The sequence below is a fragment of the Sphingomonas sp. Leaf9 genome (genome assembly GCF_001421355.1).
Lineage (GTDB): Bacteria > Pseudomonadota > Alphaproteobacteria > Sphingomonadales > Sphingomonadaceae > Sphingomonas.
Window position 1 is genome coordinate 79965 of the sequence record NZ_LMKC01000002.1, and the last position, 17518, is coordinate 97482.

At 66.8% G+C, this 17518-nt stretch carries 17 protein-coding genes and 1 tRNA gene; 6 read left to right on the plus strand and 12 right to left on the minus strand.

All coding sequences use genetic code 11. The features are described from left to right. Window positions 1–4: 4 nt before the first annotated feature. Both ASE58_RS04490 and ASE58_RS04495 read right to left on the minus strand, forming a co-directional pair. Complete coding sequence (locus ASE58_RS04490) at window positions 5–2368, minus strand: TonB-dependent receptor domain-containing protein (RefSeq protein ID WP_055818310.1); 2364 nt, start codon at window positions 2366–2368, stop codon at window positions 5–7. A gap of 169 nt (window positions 2369–2537) precedes the next feature. Continuing rightward, window positions 2538–3920 (minus strand): DUF5690 family protein, encoded by a 1383-nt coding sequence (locus tag ASE58_RS04495; RefSeq protein ID WP_235513491.1) that lies wholly within the window; start codon window positions 3918–3920, stop codon window positions 2538–2540. Here ASE58_RS04495 and ASE58_RS04500 point away from each other — a divergent pair. After that, window positions 3891–4886: a ligase-associated DNA damage response exonuclease gene (locus ASE58_RS04500; protein WP_055818314.1), complete on the plus strand. Its 996-nt coding sequence runs from the start codon at window positions 3891–3893 to the stop codon at window positions 4884–4886. The two genes, ASE58_RS04495 and ASE58_RS04500, sit on opposite strands and share 30 nt — an antisense overlap. Before the next feature lie 297 nt (window positions 4887–5183). Here ASE58_RS04500 and ASE58_RS04505 read toward each other — a convergent pair whose 3' ends face one another. Further along, window positions 5184–5525, minus strand: coding sequence for an immunity 8 family protein (locus tag ASE58_RS04505; RefSeq protein WP_055758217.1), 342 nt, complete (start codon window positions 5523–5525; stop codon window positions 5184–5186). 201 nt (window positions 5526–5726) lie between these two features. Further along, a complete protein-coding gene (locus ASE58_RS04510) occupies window positions 5727–6428 on the minus strand; it encodes a hypothetical protein (RefSeq protein WP_156347615.1) in 702 nt (233 codons plus the stop codon). Window positions 6429–6703: 275 nt separating this feature from the next. On the opposite strand from ASE58_RS04510, the gene ASE58_RS04515 reads away from it, so the two are divergent. The 5 genes from ASE58_RS04515 (at window position 6704) to ASE58_RS04535 (ending at window position 11344) form a co-directional block, all read left to right on the plus strand. Beyond that, complete coding sequence (locus ASE58_RS04515; RefSeq protein ID WP_055758223.1) at window positions 6704–7138, plus strand: DUF3576 domain-containing protein; 435 nt, start codon at window positions 6704–6706, stop codon at window positions 7136–7138. 10 nt (window positions 7139–7148) lie between these two features. Then, entirely contained in the window at window positions 7149–9689 is a 2541-nt protein-coding gene (gene leuS, locus ASE58_RS04520) for a leucine--tRNA ligase (protein ID WP_055818318.1), read from the plus strand. Beyond that, the gene (gene lptE / locus ASE58_RS04525; protein ID WP_055818320.1) at window positions 9686–10171 is read left to right on the plus strand and encodes an LPS assembly lipoprotein LptE; all 486 of its coding nucleotides are present in this window, start codon (window positions 9686–9688) and stop codon (window positions 10169–10171) included. The genes leuS and lptE overlap by 4 nt, the downstream gene beginning before the upstream one ends. Then, a complete protein-coding gene (gene holA, locus ASE58_RS04530; protein WP_055818323.1) occupies window positions 10168–11172 on the plus strand; it encodes a DNA polymerase III subunit delta in 1005 nt (334 codons plus the stop codon). The genes lptE and holA overlap by 4 nt, the downstream gene beginning before the upstream one ends. A gap of 85 nt (window positions 11173–11257) precedes the next feature. Beyond that, window positions 11258–11344 (plus strand) — tRNA-Leu (locus tag ASE58_RS04535). 359 nt (window positions 11345–11703) lie between these two features. On the opposite strand, the gene ASE58_RS04540 is transcribed toward ASE58_RS04535, so the two are convergent. The 8 genes from ASE58_RS04540 to ASE58_RS04570 are packed head-to-tail and all read right to left on the minus strand — an operon-like array spanning window position 11704 to window position 17492. Further along, window positions 11704–12570 carry a class I SAM-dependent methyltransferase gene (locus ASE58_RS04540; protein WP_055818325.1) on the minus strand — a complete coding sequence of 289 codons (867 nt, stop codon included), beginning with the start codon at window positions 12568–12570 and terminating at the stop codon, window positions 11704–11706. Beyond that, a complete protein-coding gene (thrC, locus tag ASE58_RS04545; RefSeq protein WP_055818326.1) occupies window positions 12570–13964 on the minus strand; it encodes a threonine synthase in 1395 nt (464 codons plus the stop codon). Before thrC ends, ASE58_RS04540 begins: the two co-directional genes overlap by 1 nt. An 11-nt stretch (window positions 13965–13975) precedes the next feature. Continuing rightward, the gene (locus tag ASE58_RS04550) at window positions 13976–14584 is read right to left on the minus strand and encodes an SURF1 family protein (protein ID WP_055818328.1); all 609 of its coding nucleotides are present in this window, start codon (window positions 14582–14584) and stop codon (window positions 13976–13978) included. Continuing rightward, on the minus strand, window positions 14581–14964 hold the full coding sequence (locus ASE58_RS04555; protein WP_055818330.1) for a DUF983 domain-containing protein: 384 nt from the start codon (window positions 14962–14964) through the stop codon (window positions 14581–14583). The genes ASE58_RS04550 and ASE58_RS04555 overlap by 4 nt, the downstream gene beginning before the upstream one ends. Further along, window positions 14964–15878: a cytochrome c oxidase subunit 3 gene (locus ASE58_RS04560; protein ID WP_055759266.1), complete on the minus strand. Its 915-nt coding sequence runs from the start codon at window positions 15876–15878 to the stop codon at window positions 14964–14966. Before ASE58_RS04560 ends, ASE58_RS04555 begins: the two co-directional genes overlap by 1 nt. A 53-nt stretch (window positions 15879–15931) precedes the next feature. Beyond that, window positions 15932–16465 carry a cytochrome c oxidase assembly protein gene (locus tag ASE58_RS04565; protein WP_055818332.1) on the minus strand — a complete coding sequence of 178 codons (534 nt, stop codon included), beginning with the start codon at window positions 16463–16465 and terminating at the stop codon, window positions 15932–15934. Beyond that, on the minus strand, window positions 16462–16596 hold the full coding sequence (locus tag ASE58_RS18420; protein ID WP_268794971.1) for a hypothetical protein: 135 nt from the start codon (window positions 16594–16596) through the stop codon (window positions 16462–16464). The genes ASE58_RS04565 and ASE58_RS18420 overlap by 4 nt, the downstream gene beginning before the upstream one ends. Next, window positions 16593–17492, minus strand: a complete 900-nt coding sequence (locus ASE58_RS04570; RefSeq protein WP_055818334.1) for a heme o synthase — start codon at window positions 17490–17492, stop codon at window positions 16593–16595. Before ASE58_RS04570 ends, ASE58_RS18420 begins: the two co-directional genes overlap by 4 nt. Between the last annotated feature and the right edge of the window lie 26 nt (window positions 17493–17518).

Sequence of the window (17518 nt, forward strand, 5' to 3'; positions counted from 1 at the left end):
GTGCTTAAAAGTCGAACGTCAGCGCCGCCGAAACCGTGCGCGGCGTGCCGAGGAACGCCGAACCCCCGTCCGCACCCGCCAGATAGCGACGATCGGCCAGGTTGGTCGCCTGTACCGTCAGCGCCATCCCCTTCATCACCGCATTCACCTCGCCCAGATCGATCCCGGCATAGGCGTCGACCGTGGTGAAGTTCGGCGCGGTGGCCGTCCCGTCGCTGCCGATGAAGCGGTCGCCGACGAACTTGGCAGCACCACCGACCTTGAAGACGCCGTGCACGTAATCGGCTGCCGCGACCCACATGTTGCGCGGCGAATTGATGACCTGCCGACCCGGCGTCACGCCGATATCGGCATCTTGCGCGGCATTGCCCGTGCCCAGATACGTGGCGTGGTTGTACGTATAGTTGCCCGACAGGGTCAGCCCCTGCGTCACCCGGTACGCCAGCGCGGCCTCGATCCCGCGGCTCTTGATCCCGCCGACGTTCAGATAGACGCTGTCCTGTTCCTCCAGATAATCGATGCCGGTCACCAGATTGGCCGAGATCGACTGGATGCGGTTGCTGAACTTGATGTCGTATGCGGTGAGCGACGCCTTGACCCGACCGGTCGAATAGCGCGCACCGATTTCCAGGTTGTTGGCGGTCTCCGGCTTGATCCGGGCGATCACCTCGCGCGGCTCGCCCAGCGGCCCGTTGCCGATCGCGGCGAAATTCTGCGAATAGCCGGCAAATGCCTCCAGCCCGTCGACCGGCGCGTGATAGACGATGCCGGTCGAAATCAGCGGGCGGCTGTTCGAACTGAGCTTCGTCACGGCACGGTCGTTCAGCAATTCCGCCCGACGCTGGTCGAGGAAGAACTGCTTCACGCCAAACCGCGCGGTCAGCGGGCCGACATTCACCACGTCCTCGACATAATACATGATCTCGTCGAGGTCGTAGTCGGTGCTGAACTGCTGGTAATAGGGTTTGCCGTCGAACGCCGGGCCGACGATCGCGTTGGTGATCTTGTGCCAGTCGCGCAGCTGGTTGGCGCGGCCGCGTTCCCACCACAGGCCGCCGCGCACCGTGTTCTCGATCCCGCCGAAATCATGGGTCCACGCCGCATCGGCGGTCAGGCCGCCCCGGTCGTTTTCATAATGGGTGTGGCGGTACGACATGACCGGGGTCGATCCCGCCGCATAGCAGCTGGCCGAATAGACTGCCGGAACCAACGCCGTGCCCTGACACCCGGTCAAGAACGTCGCCTTCGCCCCCGTCGGCGTCACGAAATAATAGCGGCCGAGATTGCCGCCGCCGATCATCGTCGGCTGGCTCCCGGTGAATTCGCTTTCCGGATTGCCGGTGCCGTCGTTGCGCACATCGACCAGATAGGGCGGCGCGAAGTCGCCACGCCCGCGCATCCGGTGGTAATAGGCCGCACCCGACAGCTTTACTTCGCCCAGATCGGTTTCGGCGCGCAGATACCCGAACAAGTTGCGGCGCAGCGCGCGCGAGGTCGAGCGATAGCCCTGGTCGATGTACGGGATGCCGGTCCAGTTGTCGGTATAGGCATCGTGGTTCGGGTCGTTGGCGAACATCTCTGGGCTGACCGACCCGAATTCGGCTTCGTCGGCATCGTCATAGCTGACCCAGCCGGTCAGCTTCACCCGGTCGATCCGGCTGACGACCTTCGCGTCGAGATGGTCGCGGCGCGTCTCGCCCGATCCGCCGATCCAGTCCTTCACGCGGCTGGTCGATGCGCTGATGAACGCGCGGGTGTCGCCGGCAAATTGCCCGGTATCGACCCGGCCATAGATCTTGCGCGCGCCGAAATCGCCCCCGGCCAGCGTGAAGCGGTAGCGCCGGTCGAGCGTCGGGTCACTGGTCACGTAATCGAGCGTACCGCCCAGCGCCTCGTTCGAGCGCGACGAGATGTCGGCGGTGCCCTGCGACACGATCACCGTCTTCAGGTCGAGCACGTCGAGATAGCGGTTGGCGCGCGATCCGCCGCCATAGCCCGACCCGCCATTGGGCAGGCCATCGATGGTCGAGCCGATCTGCTGGCCGCCGCCACCACCCGAGCTGAACCCGCGGATGCTGATCGAGGTTGCCCAGTCGGACGAACCGAACGCATCGCCCTCCGCCACGAACACGCCGGGCAGTTCCTTGATGACGTCGTTGACGCTGGTCAGCGCCGACTGGCGTTCAATCATCGGCTGCGTTACCTGCGTGTTCGCAAAGGTCGTCGCCTGGCCGGTCACGACGATCTCGCCGCCCGTGCCGCCGGCATCGTTGTTCTGCGTTGCATCGGCCGGCGCGGTCGTCTGCGCCTGGGCATGCGTCGTCATTGCCGCGATCGCGAGGATCGCCGCACCCGTCATCCACTTCATGCTGTCTCCCCTGCGGCGTCCCACCGCATGTTCCCGGCCGGTTTCGGCCCCCGACAGCGCCTGTGGCAGCGGATGATGACGGCTGCGTGACTTTTGTGCGTATGTTTGAAGATTTGCGAGATATCTGGCGACATGTTGACGATATCGCGGCGATATCATCACCGATACGTCATTTCTCGGGCGAAAATCGCCGAAGGAACCACCATCCCGACAATAGGGTCGCCACCGCCAGCACCATGCCGGTCACCATCGTCGCGGTCGTGAAGAAGCCCAGCCAGCGCGCATGCCCCTCGGCCAGTTCGCGCACCAGCAACAGCGCGACACTGCCGACATAGCCGAACGAATCGGCGACATAGATCAGGAAGCCGGCATTGCCCGGCGACCGGCCGAGCGAGATCATCCGGTCGAACAGCACCGCGCTGAACGGGGCATAGGCGCTGTAGATGCCGAGGCCGATCAGCGTCATCCACGCGACCGGCCCGATCGCCCCGGCCACGAACAGCGCGGTCGCGGCACATAGCAGCAATGCGCCGAACAGGATCGCGCCATGGATCGCCATCAGTGCGCGCAGGTTGCTGCGTACCATCGCCAGAAGCGCGAGGCCGATCAGCACGACCACCGTCACCGGTATCTCGGTCAGCGAAAAGATCGCGGCGGGCGCACCGTCGCCCAGTTCCCCCCACAGTTCGGCGGCGAAATTGTCGCGGAAATCGCGCAGCGCGGTCAGCAGGGTATAGCCGATCACCAGCGCGGTGAGCGGCAGCGCATGGGCGCGCAGATAGGCATGGCGCGCCGCCCGGTCCATCGGCGCGCGGACGCCGCGTTCGGCCCGGTCCTGCGCATCGGGCGGTGGCGTGCGCGCCAGCACCGCCAGCGCGCCGATCAGCACCGGCGCGAACAGCAACCCCGCCACCGCCGGCATCCAGAAGGGCGAGACACCGTGCTGCACCAGCAGCGCGCCCGCCGTCTTCGTCGCGCCCGACGACAGGATGAAACTGGCGGTCAGCATCGCCGCCAGCAGTTCCGACACGCGCCGCCCCTCCAGATAGCGGATGACGAGGCCCCAGATCATGCCGAGCGGCAGGCCGTTGAGGAACAGGCACAGCGGCCCGGCCCAGGCGGGCAGCAGCGCAAAGCCCAGCAGCGCGACCCAAGACGCGCCGACCAGCGACAGGATCAGCATGGCACGCCGGTCGCTGCGATGTTCGGCGACGACCCGCACCCCGACCATCTTCGACAGGGCATAGCCGATCGCCTGCGCGACGATCAGCGTCGCCTTGTAATCCAGCAGGTGCCACAGCGGCGGCTGATCGGCGAAGGCGACCGCCATCACCGGTTTGCGGAACGCGTACATCGCGAAATACACGCAGAACGCGGCCAGCCCCGCCGCGAACAGGGGGAAACGGGAAGGGGCGGTCGTCGGCAAATTCTGGCAATCGCTGCGAAACCCTTGCCTCCTACGCCGGCGATATGTCGGTTCGATGACCTTGGCACCGCCGCGCCCGCGCCCCATCTCGCTGCCATGGCCCTTGCCCGATGGATCACCCCGCATCCCAGCGGCATTCACCTGCCCGCGATCGACGTCTGGATCGATCCGTCGCAGCCGGTCGAGCGTGCGCTCATCACCCACGGCCACGCCGACCATGCGCGCGGCGGCCATGGACAGATATGGGCGACGCCCGAAACGCTGGCGATCATGGCGGCGCGCTATGGCCCGCAAAACGGGGTGCCGGTCGCCTATGGCGAGAGCATCGGCATGGGCGACTATGATATCGCGTTCGTGCCCGCCGGCCATGTGCTGGGATCGGCGCAGATCGTGCTGGACCATGCCGGCGAGCGGGTGGTGGTGTCGGGCGATTACAAGCGCCGCCCCGACCCGACCTGTGCCCCGTTCCAGCCGGTGCCGTGCGACGTATTCGTGACCGAGGCGACGTTCGGCCTGCCGGTCTTCCGCCATCCCGAAACGCGCGACGAAATCGACAAGCTGCTCGCCGCGCTCCGGATGGGGCCGGAACGCTGCGTGCTGGTCGGTGCCTATGCGCTGGGCAAGGCGCAGCGGGTGATTGCCGAGGCGCGGGCGATGGGGTTCGACGACCCGATCTACCTGCACGGCGCGATGCAGCGGCTGTGCGACCTTTATGCCGAACTGGGCGTCGATCTGGGCGAGTTGCGGCCGGTGGCTGGCGCGTCGAAGGCGGAATTGCAGGGGCGGATCATCGTCGCGCCCCCCTCGGCGCTGGGCGATCGCTGGTCGCGGCGGCTGCCCGACCCGATCACCGCGATGGCCAGCGGCTGGATGCGGGTCCGCGCCCGCGCCCGCCAGCGCGGCGTCGAACTGCCGCTGATCCTGTCCGACCATGCCGACTGGGACGAACTGACCCAGACCCTGACCGAAATCGCGCCGAAGGAAGTGTGGGTAACCCACGGCCGCGAGGACGCGCTGGTCCACTGGTGCATGACTCGCCAGATCAAGGCACGCGCGCTCGACCTGGTTGGGTTCGAGGATGAGGATGATTGAGGGGAGGGCGGTCGCCGCTGGCAGAACCGGAGATGTTGCTCTGACGGGTGTCTAGTATCGACGAGGCGCGCCAACAGATGCCGTGATGCGGCCCGGCCCCATCCTCGTCACCCCGGACTTGATCCGGGGTCCCGCTTCTTCTCTGCCGTCGTTAAAATGCGGAAGCTCGGCACCTGTCCAGCGGGACGCTCGTGTCGGCAAGGCCTTGCGTCGATCGGCAAAGGCAATGCAGCGCGCGAAACGTTCGAATAGCTGTTTTCAGGAAAACGGAAACGCGACCTCGCGCTCAAATTCCACCTAGTCTTCAAATTCCCATCGCGACCATCGCGCCAACTTGGCGGCGACCTCCGCCCAATCCGTGCCGGTCGCCTGCGCAACCCGTTTGGCGACGTACCGTTCGACGGCCTCATAATCGAACCGGGCCATGAACAGATGGAAGCGACCCGATACCAGGACGTCGCGTTCGACCTCGGCGGCAAGCCAGTCCGGCGAGCAGACCTCGAAATCGAACGACTCCTCACCCGGCAGGCCGCTGGGTCCGATCAGGGCGCGCAGCGTCACGCAAAAGGCTTCACCCGGTGCATGGGATCGCAGATCGTCGACATCGGAACTGAACAAGGATCGCAGTTCGGCTTGCATCCGCGTACCTTGGTCGAACGCCTGCTAACAGCTTGGCAATGGCAGTGCTGAACCGCCCGCTTCGATCAGAGGCTTTGTATTGACGATGGGACGGAAAGTCCGACGCCGCGTCGAACAACCGATATCCGTTTACGACCGCAAAAAACCGGACTTCCAACGCTCAGCCATCTGAACCGCCGCCCTGAGCCGGCAAGCCCCGAATCAGAACCGGAACGCGGTCCCCACATACACCGCCTGCCCCTCGCGGCGATCGGGTGCGACGCGCAGCATCCGTTCGCGGTCGGTGCGATAGCGCATGCCGGCGGTGACATCGAGGTTGCGGGTCAGCTTGTACGACCCGCCGCCATCGAGCGAATAGCCCGAGGTATCGGCCACCATCTTCGGCTGGTCGGTCAGCGCGTGGTCGGCGGTGACCGGCGTCCGCAGGCTGAACTTGCGTGCGGTATAGCCCGTGCCGATCGGATCGCGGCTGCCCGGCTGCGTGCCGAGGTCGAGGCGGGTCAGGTCGCCGATTGCGGCCAGCCGCTTGCCGCCGACCGATCCACCCAGATTATAGGCGACGGGGTTCAGCGTCAGCGTCGGGGTAACCGCAGCCACCCGGTCGGTCGGGCGTTCGGCCTGCAGCGTCGCGCTGCGCACGGCGGCCTTGATCGCGCGGCTGCCGATGACGGCGCCTTCGGACGGGGTGAACTGGAACCCGGTCGGGTTGAGGGCGGAGCGCGACAGCGCGGCGGCGAGTCGCGGATCGGCCGATGCCGGCGTGAACGATCCGAATCCGGCCAGCGGCATCCGGCCCATGTCGAGCTGCTTCAGGACGCGCGGGGCGCGCTGTTCCTGCGCGAACAGGGCAGGCGACGCACCAAGTCCGGCGGCGATCATCGCCCCCAGTCCAATGCCAGCCAAGATCCTGCCACCCGTCATGTCAAACCTCACTCCCCGCTAATGGCGATATCACAATTCGGTTTCCTGTATCCACCGCCCCACGTCGCTTTCCGTCGCAGTGTTGCATCGAACACACATATTTGTCCGACCAAACCACCCCTCTGCGCACGATCCGTACCGACCGGCCGTTTCCGCCTGTTGCGACACCACCGACACCAACCCGCTTGCCGGGTCGGCGCCACCTCCTATAGAAGCGGGCCGAACTGCCATATTGGCCTGTAGTCAAGGAACCGCCGATGAACCGCCCGCTGCTGATCGCGTTGCTGGCAACGCTTGCTTTGCCGATGGCCGCGTGCAGCGGGGGCAAGGGCCGCGTCGCGGGCGACCTCGCCGCGTCGAAGGTCACCACGATCGGCGTGAACAGCTATCTGTGGCGCGCCAGCCTCGACACGCTGTCGTTCATGCCGCTGACCCAGACCGATTCGAACGGCGGCGTCATCGTCACCGACTGGTACGTCAATCCGGCCACGCCGACCGAACGCACGAAGGTGACGGTCACGATCCTCGACCAGGACCTGCGCGCCGACGCGCTGCGCGTCGCGGCGCTGCGCCAAGTGAACCAGGGTGGCCAGTGGATCGAGGCGCCGGTCGCCGCCGCCACCGTGCAGAAGCTGGAAGACATCATCCTGACCCGTGCGCGCGACCTGCGCCGCGGGGCCATCACGGGCTGATCCGACGACCATGACCCCGCGTTTTTCGCCGGCCGATGCCGATGCCCGCTGGCAGGCCGCATGGGACTCGGCGCAAACTTTCGTCGCCGACGACCATTCGCCCAAGCCCAAGCGCTATGTGCTGGAGATGTTCCCGTACCCCTCGGGGCGCATCCATATGGGGCACGTTCGCAACTATACGATGGGCGACGTGCTGGCGCGCTTCCTGCGGATGACCGGCCATGAAGTGCTGCATCCGATGGGCTGGGACGCCTTCGGCATGCCGGCCGAAAATGCGGCGATGGAAAAGAAGGTCCATCCGGGCCAGTGGACCTACGCCAATATCGCGGCGATGAAGGCGCAGCTCAAGCGGCTGGGCCTCGCGTTCGACTGGAGCCGCGAGTTCGCGACCTGCGATCCCGAATATTACGGGCATGAGCAGGCGCTGTTCCTCGAACTGCTCAAGGGCGGTCTGGTCTATCGCAAGGAATCGGCGGTCAACTGGGACCCGGTCGACATGACCGTGCTGGCGAACGAACAGGTGATCGACGGGCGCGGCTGGCGCTCGGGCGCGCTGGTCGAGAAGCGCAAGCTCAGCCAGTGGTTCCTGAAGATCACCGACTTCGCCGACGACCTGCTCGATGGGCTGGGCAGCCTCGACCAATGGCCCGACAAGGTCCGGTTGATGCAGGAAAACTGGATCGGCAAGTCGGAGGGGCTGCAATTCTCCTTTGCCCCGGTCGCGCCGTTCGACCAGCGGATCGAGGTCTATTCGACCCGTCCCGACACGATCTTCGGCGCGAGCTTCGTCGCGATCGCCGCCGATCACCCGATCGCGCGGGCGCTGGCCGATGCGAACCCGGACGCCGCGGCGTTCATCGAGCTGTGCAAGCAGGGCGGGACCACCGCTGCCGAACTGGAAACGGCGGAAAAGCTGGGCTTCGACACCGGCTATCGGATGCAGCATCCCTTCGACGCGGGCGTCGAGCTGCCGGTCTATATCGCGAACTTCGTGCTGATGGATTACGGCACCGGCGCGGTGATGGGCGTGCCGGCGCACGACCAGCGCGACCTTGATTTCGCGCGCAAATACGGCCTCGACGTCCGCCGGGTGGTCGCCGATGGCGAAATGACCGATCCGATCTTCGACGGCACCGAAGCCTATACCGGCCCCGGCCGCCTCGTGAACTCCGACTTCCTCAACGACATGGACGTCGCCGCCGCCAAGCGCGCGGTGATCGACCAGGCCGAAGCTGGCGGCTGGGGCAAGGGCACGACCGTATGGCGCCTGCGCGACTGGGGCGTCAGTCGCCAGCGTTACTGGGGCACGCCGATCCCAATCGTGCATTGCGACGATTGCGGCGTAGTGCCGGTGCCGACCGATCAGCTGCCGGTGAAATTGCCCGACGACGTGTCGTTCGACATTCCCGGCAACCCGCTCGATCGCCACGCGACGTGGAAGCATGTCGATTGCCCGGCATGCGGCAAACCGGCGCGACGCGAAACCGACACGCTCGACACCTTTGTCGATTCGTCGTGGTATTTCATCCGCTTCGCCAGCCAGCCCGATGACAAGCCGTTCGACCGGGCGGTCGCGGAAAGCTGGCTGCCGGTCGGGCAGTATATCGGCGGGGTCGAACACGCGATCCTCCACCTGCTCTACGCCCGCTTCTGGACCCGCGCGCTCAACCATGTCGGGCTGATCGACCTCAAGGAGCCGTTCGCCGGCCTGTTTACGCAGGGCATGGTCACGCACGAGACGTATTCGGGTTACAAGGGCGGGATGGAACCTGCGGGTAATCTCGACTTCGCCAAATGGTACGCCCCGACTGAAATCCGCAAGGAAGACGGTCGAATCTACCGGATAGAAGACGGCAAAGAGATCAATCTCGGCCGCATCGAAAAAATGTCGAAGTCGAAGAAGAATACGGTCGATCCCGAACCGATTCTCGATCGCTACGGTGCCGATGCCGCGCGCTGGTTCATGCTGTCCGACAGCCCGCCCGAACGCGACCTGCCGTGGAGCGAGGCGGGCATCGATGGCGCCGAACGCTTCGTCAAGCGGGTGTGGAAGCTGGTTGCGGCCCATGCACCGGGCGGCTCCAGCCCGGAAGCGCTGACCCGCGCTGTCCATCGCACCATCGCCGGCGTCGCCGATGACATCACCGCGCTGCAGTTCAACAAGGCGGTGGCCAAGCTCTACACGCTGCTGGCCGAGGCGGAGAAGGCCAAGGGCATGTCGGACGCCGACATGGACGCGCTGCTGCTGCTGGTCAGCCCGATGATCCCGCATCTGGCCGAGGAAGCCTGGTCGCAACTGGGGCGCAACGGCCTGATCGCCGATGCGCCATGGCCGGCAGTCGATCCGGCGATGCTGGTCGAGGCCGAATCGACCATCGCGGTGCAGGTGAACGGCAAGCTGCGCGACACCATCGTCCTGCCCAAGGGCGTCGCGAAGGAAGATGCGGAAGCCGCGGCGCTCGCCAGCGAGAAGATCGTCCGCGCGCTGGAGGGCAAGGCCCCGCGCAAGATCATCGTCGTGCCCGACCGCCTCGTGAACATCGTCGCATGATCCGCGCCGTCGTCCTCGCTGGCGCCCTCCTGCTCGGCGGCTGTGGCCTGCGCCCGCTCTATGCCGGCGGAGAGGGCGGGATCGTGCGCCAGACGCTCTCAGGGGTCGAGGTGGCGCCGATCGCGGGCCAGAATGGGTGGCTGGTCGCCAACGCCTTGCGCGACCGGCTGCGGGCGGAAGGGCCGGCGCGCTACCGGCTCGAGATCAAGCTCGACGACGATATCACCGGTCTGGGCGTGCGGCGCGACGATTCGATCACGCGCGAGCGGCGGACGCTGCGCGCGCGCTATCAGTTGATCGACCTGTCGAACGGCGCGGTGACGCTGGACGCGACGGCGGGGTCGGATGCCGGCATCGATGTGGTGCGCTCCGAATATGCCACCATCGCCGCCGAACACACCGCGCTCGAACGGCTGTCGGTGATCGTCGCCGACCAGATCGTCACCCGGATCGCGCTGAACCTGCCCAAGTCAGGCTCGTGAAGCTCCGGCCCGAGCAGGTCGCGGCCAAGCTCGACCGGCCCGGCCCCGATATCCGGCTCTACCTGTTCCACGGTCCCGACACGGCCGGGGCGCTGGCGCTGGCCGCGCGACTGGCCAAGGGTGTGGGCGAGGGGGCGGAACGCGTCGACATGGACGGCGCGATGCTGAAAAGCCGCCCCGGCCTGCTCGCCGATGAAGCCGCGTCGATGTCGCTGTTCGGCGATGCACGGCTGATCCGCGTGACCGGCATGGGCGAGGAGTCGGTCGAGGCGGTGACGCTGCTGTTCGCCGCTGAGCGCGCCGGCAATCCGGTCGCCGCCATCGCACCGACGGTCAAGGGTACGTCGAAGCTGGTGAAGCTGGTCACCGCCTCGCTCAACGCCGTCGCGGTCGCCTGCTATGTGCCCGATGCGGCGCAGGCGGCAAAGCTGGCGGTGGCGATGGCGCGCGACCATGGCCTGCGGCTGCTGGGCGACGTGCCCGACCGGCTGGCGGCGGTGACGGCGGGCGACCGCGCGGTGCTGGCCAGCGAGATCGAGAAGCTGGCACTGTACCTCGACGCGTCGCCCGACCGGCCGCGCGATGCCGATGGCGAGGCGTTCGACGCGATCGGCGCGTCGATCGCGGATGCCGAGATGAACGGTATCGTCAGTGCGATGATCGCGGGCGATGCGGCGGCGGCGGCGCTGCCCGAAATGCCGGGCGGGCCGATCCCGTTGCTGCGCGGCGTCGCCCGGCGGCTGTTGTCGCTGGCCGAGATGCGCGCCGATATCGACGACGGCGAGAGCGTCGACCGGGTGATGGAGCGCCACCGCGTCTTCTTCAAGGAACAGGCGGCCACCGCACAGGCGCTGCGCCGCTGGGACGCACCGCGCCTCGCCCGCGCGCTGGAGCGGGTACGCGATGCTGAACGGGCGGCGTTGTCGGGCAGTGGCCTGGGCGATGTGATGACCGCCGCCGAAGCCATCGCGATCGCCCGCGCGGCGGCGCGTGGACGATAACGCATAAAAGCATTTGCACGACCGCCAACGCGCTGCTAGGGGCACCCTCCTGCCAGCCAAGGGGGCAACCCCAAGGTGTTCACGTGCGGTCGTGGCGGAACTGGTAGACGCGCAACGTTGAGGTCGTTGTGGCCGAAAGGCCGTGGAAGTTCGAGTCTTCTCGACCGCACCATTTCCGGTCAAAGACGGGCATCAGGCCCGCTTTGACGGGAAGTCCGTCCAGAGCGCTGCGGCGCGGATGACGGAAGCCGGGACGGTGATCCCGTACCGACTAAAGCGTCGATGGCTCTCCCATATCCCTGCTGCATTGCGTAGTGCTGGCGTGTGACGATCTCACGCCCACCCGTTGGTCCTCAATTGAGGGATCACTAGAGGCAGGTGCGTCGATCCGGGTCGTCGACTTCGCTAAGCCCCTACGCAGCACGCACGGGTAGGTTTCCTGTCATCGCGCTCCAGAGGCGGATGTCACGGCCCGGCAAAGGCGAAGGCCCGCTCCGTGGCTGTTGGCCATCGCCGGAGCGGGGCAGGCGGCTACCGGCTCCAGCGCGCAAAAATGGCGGTTGGCAGCGTCAGCCCGCGCGTCTCCTCGCGCACGCCCAGCTCGCCGCATTCGACCGTGCCGCCCAGATCGCCGAGCGACTGGCGCAGCAGCTCGCCGATCGCCAGCGCCGACATGCGCACCGCGTACACCGTCAGGAACAGGAACCGCGATTCGCTGTCCAGCAACTGCCGGCAATCGGCGATCAGGCCGGGGAGATGCTCCTCCAGCTTCCACACCTCGCCATTCGGCCCGCGCCCCCATTTCGGCGGATCGAGGATGATGCCGTCGTACCGCCGCCCGCGCCGCACCTCACGCGCAACGAATTTTGCGGCATCCTCGACCAGCCAGCGCACCGGCTTGTCGGTCATGTCGGACAGGGCGGCATTGCCGCGCGCCTGTTCGACCGATTTCTTCGACGCATCGACATGGACCACCCGCGCGCCCGCCGCCGCCAATGCCAGCGATCCGACCCCGGTATAGCCGAACAGGTTCAGGCATTCCGGGTCGTTCGCCCCGTCGATGCGCCCACGCATCCAGTCCCAGACCGGCGCCATGTCCGGAAAGAAGCCCAGATGGCGGAACGGCGTGTTGCTCGCCGAAAAACGCACCTCGCGCCACGTCAGCGGCCAGTCGCGCGGGGGCTGCTTGAAGAACTGCCAGCGCCCGCCGCCATCCTCGTCCGATCCCGGCACGAACTCGCCATGCGCGTCCCAGTCGGCAAGCGCCGGCGCCCACATCGCCTGCGGTTCAGGCCGGATGAAGCGGTAGGGGCCATAGCGCTCCAGCTTGCGACCATGGCCGCAATCGATCAGCCCGTAATCGCTCCACGGCTCGCCGATCAGCGCGATCGGGTCCATCAGGTGCGCGGCGTCGCGCGCTGCGCGATCCAGTCCGTTACCGCCGCAAACGTGGCGGGCAGGGTGACATAACGCTCCTCGCGCTCGAACAGGTCGCCGACGCGCGGGGGCAGCGTGGCACGGGTGCCGATGGCGCGCTCGACCGCATCGGGAAACTTGGCCGGGTGCGCCGTCGCCAGCGTCACCATCGGCGCGTCGATCCCGCTGTCGAGTGCGGCGGCAAGGGCAATGGCGGTGTGCGGGTCGATCGTCTGCGCGGCATGGTCGCATGCCCAGCGCATCGCCTGCGCCATGCGGTCGCCATCGACGCGTGCGCTCTGGAACAACGCCGCCGCGCCCTGCTGCTGCGCATTGGTCAGCCGCATCGCCCGCGTGGCTTCGAACCCGCGCATCTGTGTCCCCAGCGCCAGACCGTCGCTACCGCCCAGATCGTGCAGCAGCCGTTCGAAGTTCGAGCTGACCTGGATATCCATCGACGGCGTGGCGGTGGGGGTCACCGTCGCGCTCGAGTAATCGCCATTGGTCAGCGCGCGGTGCAGGATGTCGTTGACGTTGGTCGCGACGATCAGCTTGGCGATCGGTAGCCCCATCTGCGCCGCGACATAGCCTGCGAACACGTCACCGAAATTGCCGGTCGGCACCGAGAAGGCGATCGGCTTGTCCGGCCCGCCCAGCCGCACCGCGGCGTAGAAATAATAGACCACCTGCGCCATCAACCGCGCCCAGTTGATCGAATTGACCGCCGACAGCCGGAAACGCCCCGAAAAACCGGGATCGTTGAACATCGCCTTCACCAGCGCCTGCGCGGTGTCGAAATCGCCCTCGATCGCAATGTTGTGGACGTTGGGCGACAGCACGGTCGTCATCTGCCGCCGCTGAACGTCGGACACGCGGCCCGCCGGATGCAGCATGAAAATGTCGATATTCTCGCGCCCCGCCACCGCGTCGATCGCCGCCGATCCAGTGTCGCCGCTGGTCGCGCCGACGATGGTCAGCCGGTCACTGGTGCCGGTCAGGAACTTCTCGAACAGCAACCCCAGCAGCTGCAGCGCGACGTCCTTGAACGCCAGCGTGGGGCCGTGGAACAGCTCCAGCAGCCATTGGTCATGGTCGAGCTGGACCAGCGGGGTCACCGCCTTGTGGCTGAACCGGCCATAGGCGGTGTCGCACAACGAGCGCAGTTCGGCTTCGGACAGCGAATCGCCGACGAACGGCAGCATGATGCGCACCGCCGTCTCGGCATAGCTGAGGCCCGCCAGCGCCGCGATCTCGTCGCGCGTCAGCGTCGGCCACTGTGTCGGGACATACAGCCCGCCATCGCGCGCCAATCCGGCCAGCGTCGCGCCGGCGAAGTCGAGTTCGGGCGCATCGCCCCTGGTGCTGACATACCGCATAGCGCTGCCGGTTAGCGGCTGCGGCGACGAAGTGCCAGCAAGTATATGATGACCGCGGCCAAGGCGAAGGCGAACCATTGGATCGCATAGCCCAGGTGATTGTCGGGCAGACTGGCCGGATCGGGCCGGCGGCTGGGCGACAGGCCGGGGGCAGCGGTGTCCGACACGATCATCGGCGCAGGCGGCGCGACGTTGCCTGCTATCCGGTCGAGCAGCGTCGGCCCGCCCGGTGCATGGCTGAGCGTGCCTGCCACCGCGCCGCCGGTCCAGACCGGGCGCAGCTTCGGATCGGTCGCGACGCCCATGTCGACGCCGAAGCGCTGCCCGGTGGGCGAGACGCAGGCGGCGATATGGCGATAGCCAGAAACGCCAGTGGCGGTGCGGCCGGCGCCCATCGTCCAGCCATCGACCCGCGCACAGCTCGCGGTGACGCGCGCGAACAGCAGGTCGTCGGTGATCCGTGCCGGCAGCGGCTGGGCCGGGCGGTCGAGATTGGCGACGGCGCGGGCGATCAGCGCGGCCTTTTCGGTGCGGCGCTGCAACTGCCACACACCCAGCGCGACCATGGCGGCAACGGCAAGCAGGACGAGCAGGGTGGGGAGGATGGGCAGGCGTTTCATGGCCGGGGGTCGATCTTCCCTTCGCGCGCGGCGTTGCGATATTCGAGCGCGAGCAACATGCCCTTGGCCACCCGCAGCGATCCGACGACGCCGCCGATGGTCAACGGGACCCACAGTACGACATGCACCCACCATGGCGGCCCGACCTTCAGGTCGAGCCAGATGGCAAGGACGGTGACGATCCCGCCCAGGATCAGCGTCAGGAACGCCGCTGGCCCGTCGCCGACGTTGAACGCGGTAAAATCGAGCGCGCAGCCGCTGCACCGGTCGGCAAAGGCAACGGGGCCACGAAACAAGGTCGTGGCCCCGCACCGCGGACACAGGCCGCGCACGCCGCAATCGAAAGGCGCGGGACCGTCCGCGCCCGTCTGCTCAGGCATCAGCCACCATGGATCGGTGCGCCCCAGCCGCCCCAGACATAGATGACGACGAACAGGAACAGCCACACCACGTCGACGAAGTGCCAGTACCACGCGGCCGCTTCGAAGCCGAAATGCTGCTTGGGCGTGAAGTCACCCTTGTACGCGCGGATCAGGTTGACGGCGAGGAAGATGGTGCCGACCAGCACGTGGAAACCGTGGAACCCGGTCGCCATGTAGAAGGCCGCACCATAGTTCAGCCCCTTGAACGGCATCGGCGCGTGCATGTATTCATAGGCCTGGATGCACGAGAACAGCGCGCCGAGCAGGACGGTGAGCCACAGCCCCTTCTTCACGCCGTCATTCTCACCCACGCCGATCGCGCCCCACAGGCCCTTCAGCTTGCCGCCGCGCTGGTTGTGGATCAGCGCATGGTGCGCCCAGGTCACGGTCGTGCCCGACAGCAGCAGGATGAAGGTGTTGAGGAGCGGCAGTTCGAAGGCGTTCAACACTTCGAGGCCGGCGGGCGGCCACTGCGCGGTGACGGCGGTATCGCCTGCCTCGATCAGCGCGGTGCCGCCGTCATGGCTCCACTGCACCGCAGCCGGGAACAGCGAGAAATCGAACCACGACCAGAACCAGCCGACGAAGAACATCACCTCGGACGCGATGAACAGGATCATGCCATAGCGCAGGTGCAACTGCACCACCGGCGTATGGTCGCCCGCCTTCGCCTCGCGGATGACGTCCGCCCACCAGAAGCCCATGCAGGAGAGCGTGGCGATCAGCCCGGCACCGAAAACCAGGCCGCCCAGCGCCGCTTCGTTCATCCACATGATGCCGCCCGCCGCCAGCATGAGCGCGGCCATCGAGCTTGCCAGCGGCCAGATGCTGGGGGGCAGGATGTGAAAATCGTGATTCTTCGCGCCTGCCATCATCCGTCCCTATTATGCGTCGCGCCTATGCTGGCACGTGTTTGCGCGCGATCCTAGCTCTTCGTCGCGGCCGAATCCACCGGGTAAAATGTATAGGACAGCGTGATCGCGCGAATGTCCTTCGCGTCCGGATCGGCCAGCATCTTGGGATCGACGAAGAAGATGACCGGCATCCGTATCTTTTCGCCGGGTTGGAGCGTCTGCTGGGTGAAGCAGAAGCACTGGATCTTAGTGAAATATTTGCCCGCCTGGCTGGGCGTCACGTTGAAGGTCGCGGTGCCCGTCACCGGGCGGCCCGACACGTTCTTCGCGGTGAAGAAGGCCATGTCGCGCGCGCCGATATCGACCGTTTCCGATGCGCGTTCGGGCTTGAATTCCCAGCCGAGCGCCGGGTTGGTGTTGGTGTCGAACCGGACCACCACCTTGTCGCCGATGCCACCGGGTGCTTCCTGTCCCCGCTGGGTGGTGCCGTTGAAACCGGTCACCTGGCAGAACATGCGATAGAGCGGAACGCTGGCGAACCCCACGCCCGTCATGCCGACCACGGCGGCGGCGGCGAACAGGGCGGTGCGCAGGTTCCGCGTCATGCGCCCATCCCGGCCCGGATCTTGACGATGGTGATCGCGAACATCAGCAGGACGAACGCGCCGAGCAGCCACGCCATCACCTTGGCCCGCTCGCGCTGGCGGGCCCGAATCCGGTCGTCGTGTTCGCTCATGCCAATACCCACCGGTCGGCGACCAGCGCGCCGAACATTGCAAAGAGATACAGGATCGAAAAGGCGAAGAGCCGCTTTTCGGGCTTCATCTTGTCGTCTTGGCCGGTCGAGCGCGTCGCGACCTGCACCGCCAGTACGCCGAAGGTGGCAGTCAGCAGGCAGGCGGCGATGCCATAGATCGCTCCGGTCAGCCCCAGCGGCCACGGCGCGACGGCAACGGCCGCCATCGGAATCGTGTAGAGCCCGATCTGCGTCCGCGTCACCCGTTCGCCCGCCACCACCGGCAGCATCGGCACGCCGGCATTGGCGTAGTCGGTCTTCACGAACAGCGCCAATGCCCAGAAATGCGGCGGCGTCCACAGGAACACGAGGCAGAACAGCAGGAACGGCAGCAGCGCGACATCGCCGGTCGCCGCCGCCCAGCCGATCAGCGGTGGAAACGCGCCCGCCGCCCCGCCGATGACGATGTTCTGTGGCGTGCGACGCTTCAGCCACACGGTATAGACCAGCACGTAGAACAGGATCGAGACGGTCAGGATGATCGCGGCGGGGATATTCACCGCCAACCCCATCAGCACGACCGAGAAGATCGCGAGGCCGACGCCGAAATGCAGCGCCGATTCGCGGTCCATGCGGCCGGCGGGCAGTGGGCGGCCCTGTGTCCGCTTCATCTTCGCGTCGAGATCGGCCTCGTACCACTGGTTCAGCGCGCCCGCCGCGCCGGCGCCGAGCGCAATGCACAGCACGGCGGTAAAGCCCAGCACCGGGTGGATCGGCACCGGTGCCGCCAGCATCCCGCACAGCCCGGTAAAGACGACCAGCGTCATCACCCGGGGCTTGGTCAGGGCCAGAAAGTCGCGCCAGTCGGCGGGCAGGGTAATCGTCTGCGCGGTCATCGCCGCCCTATATCGGGTTGTGGCGG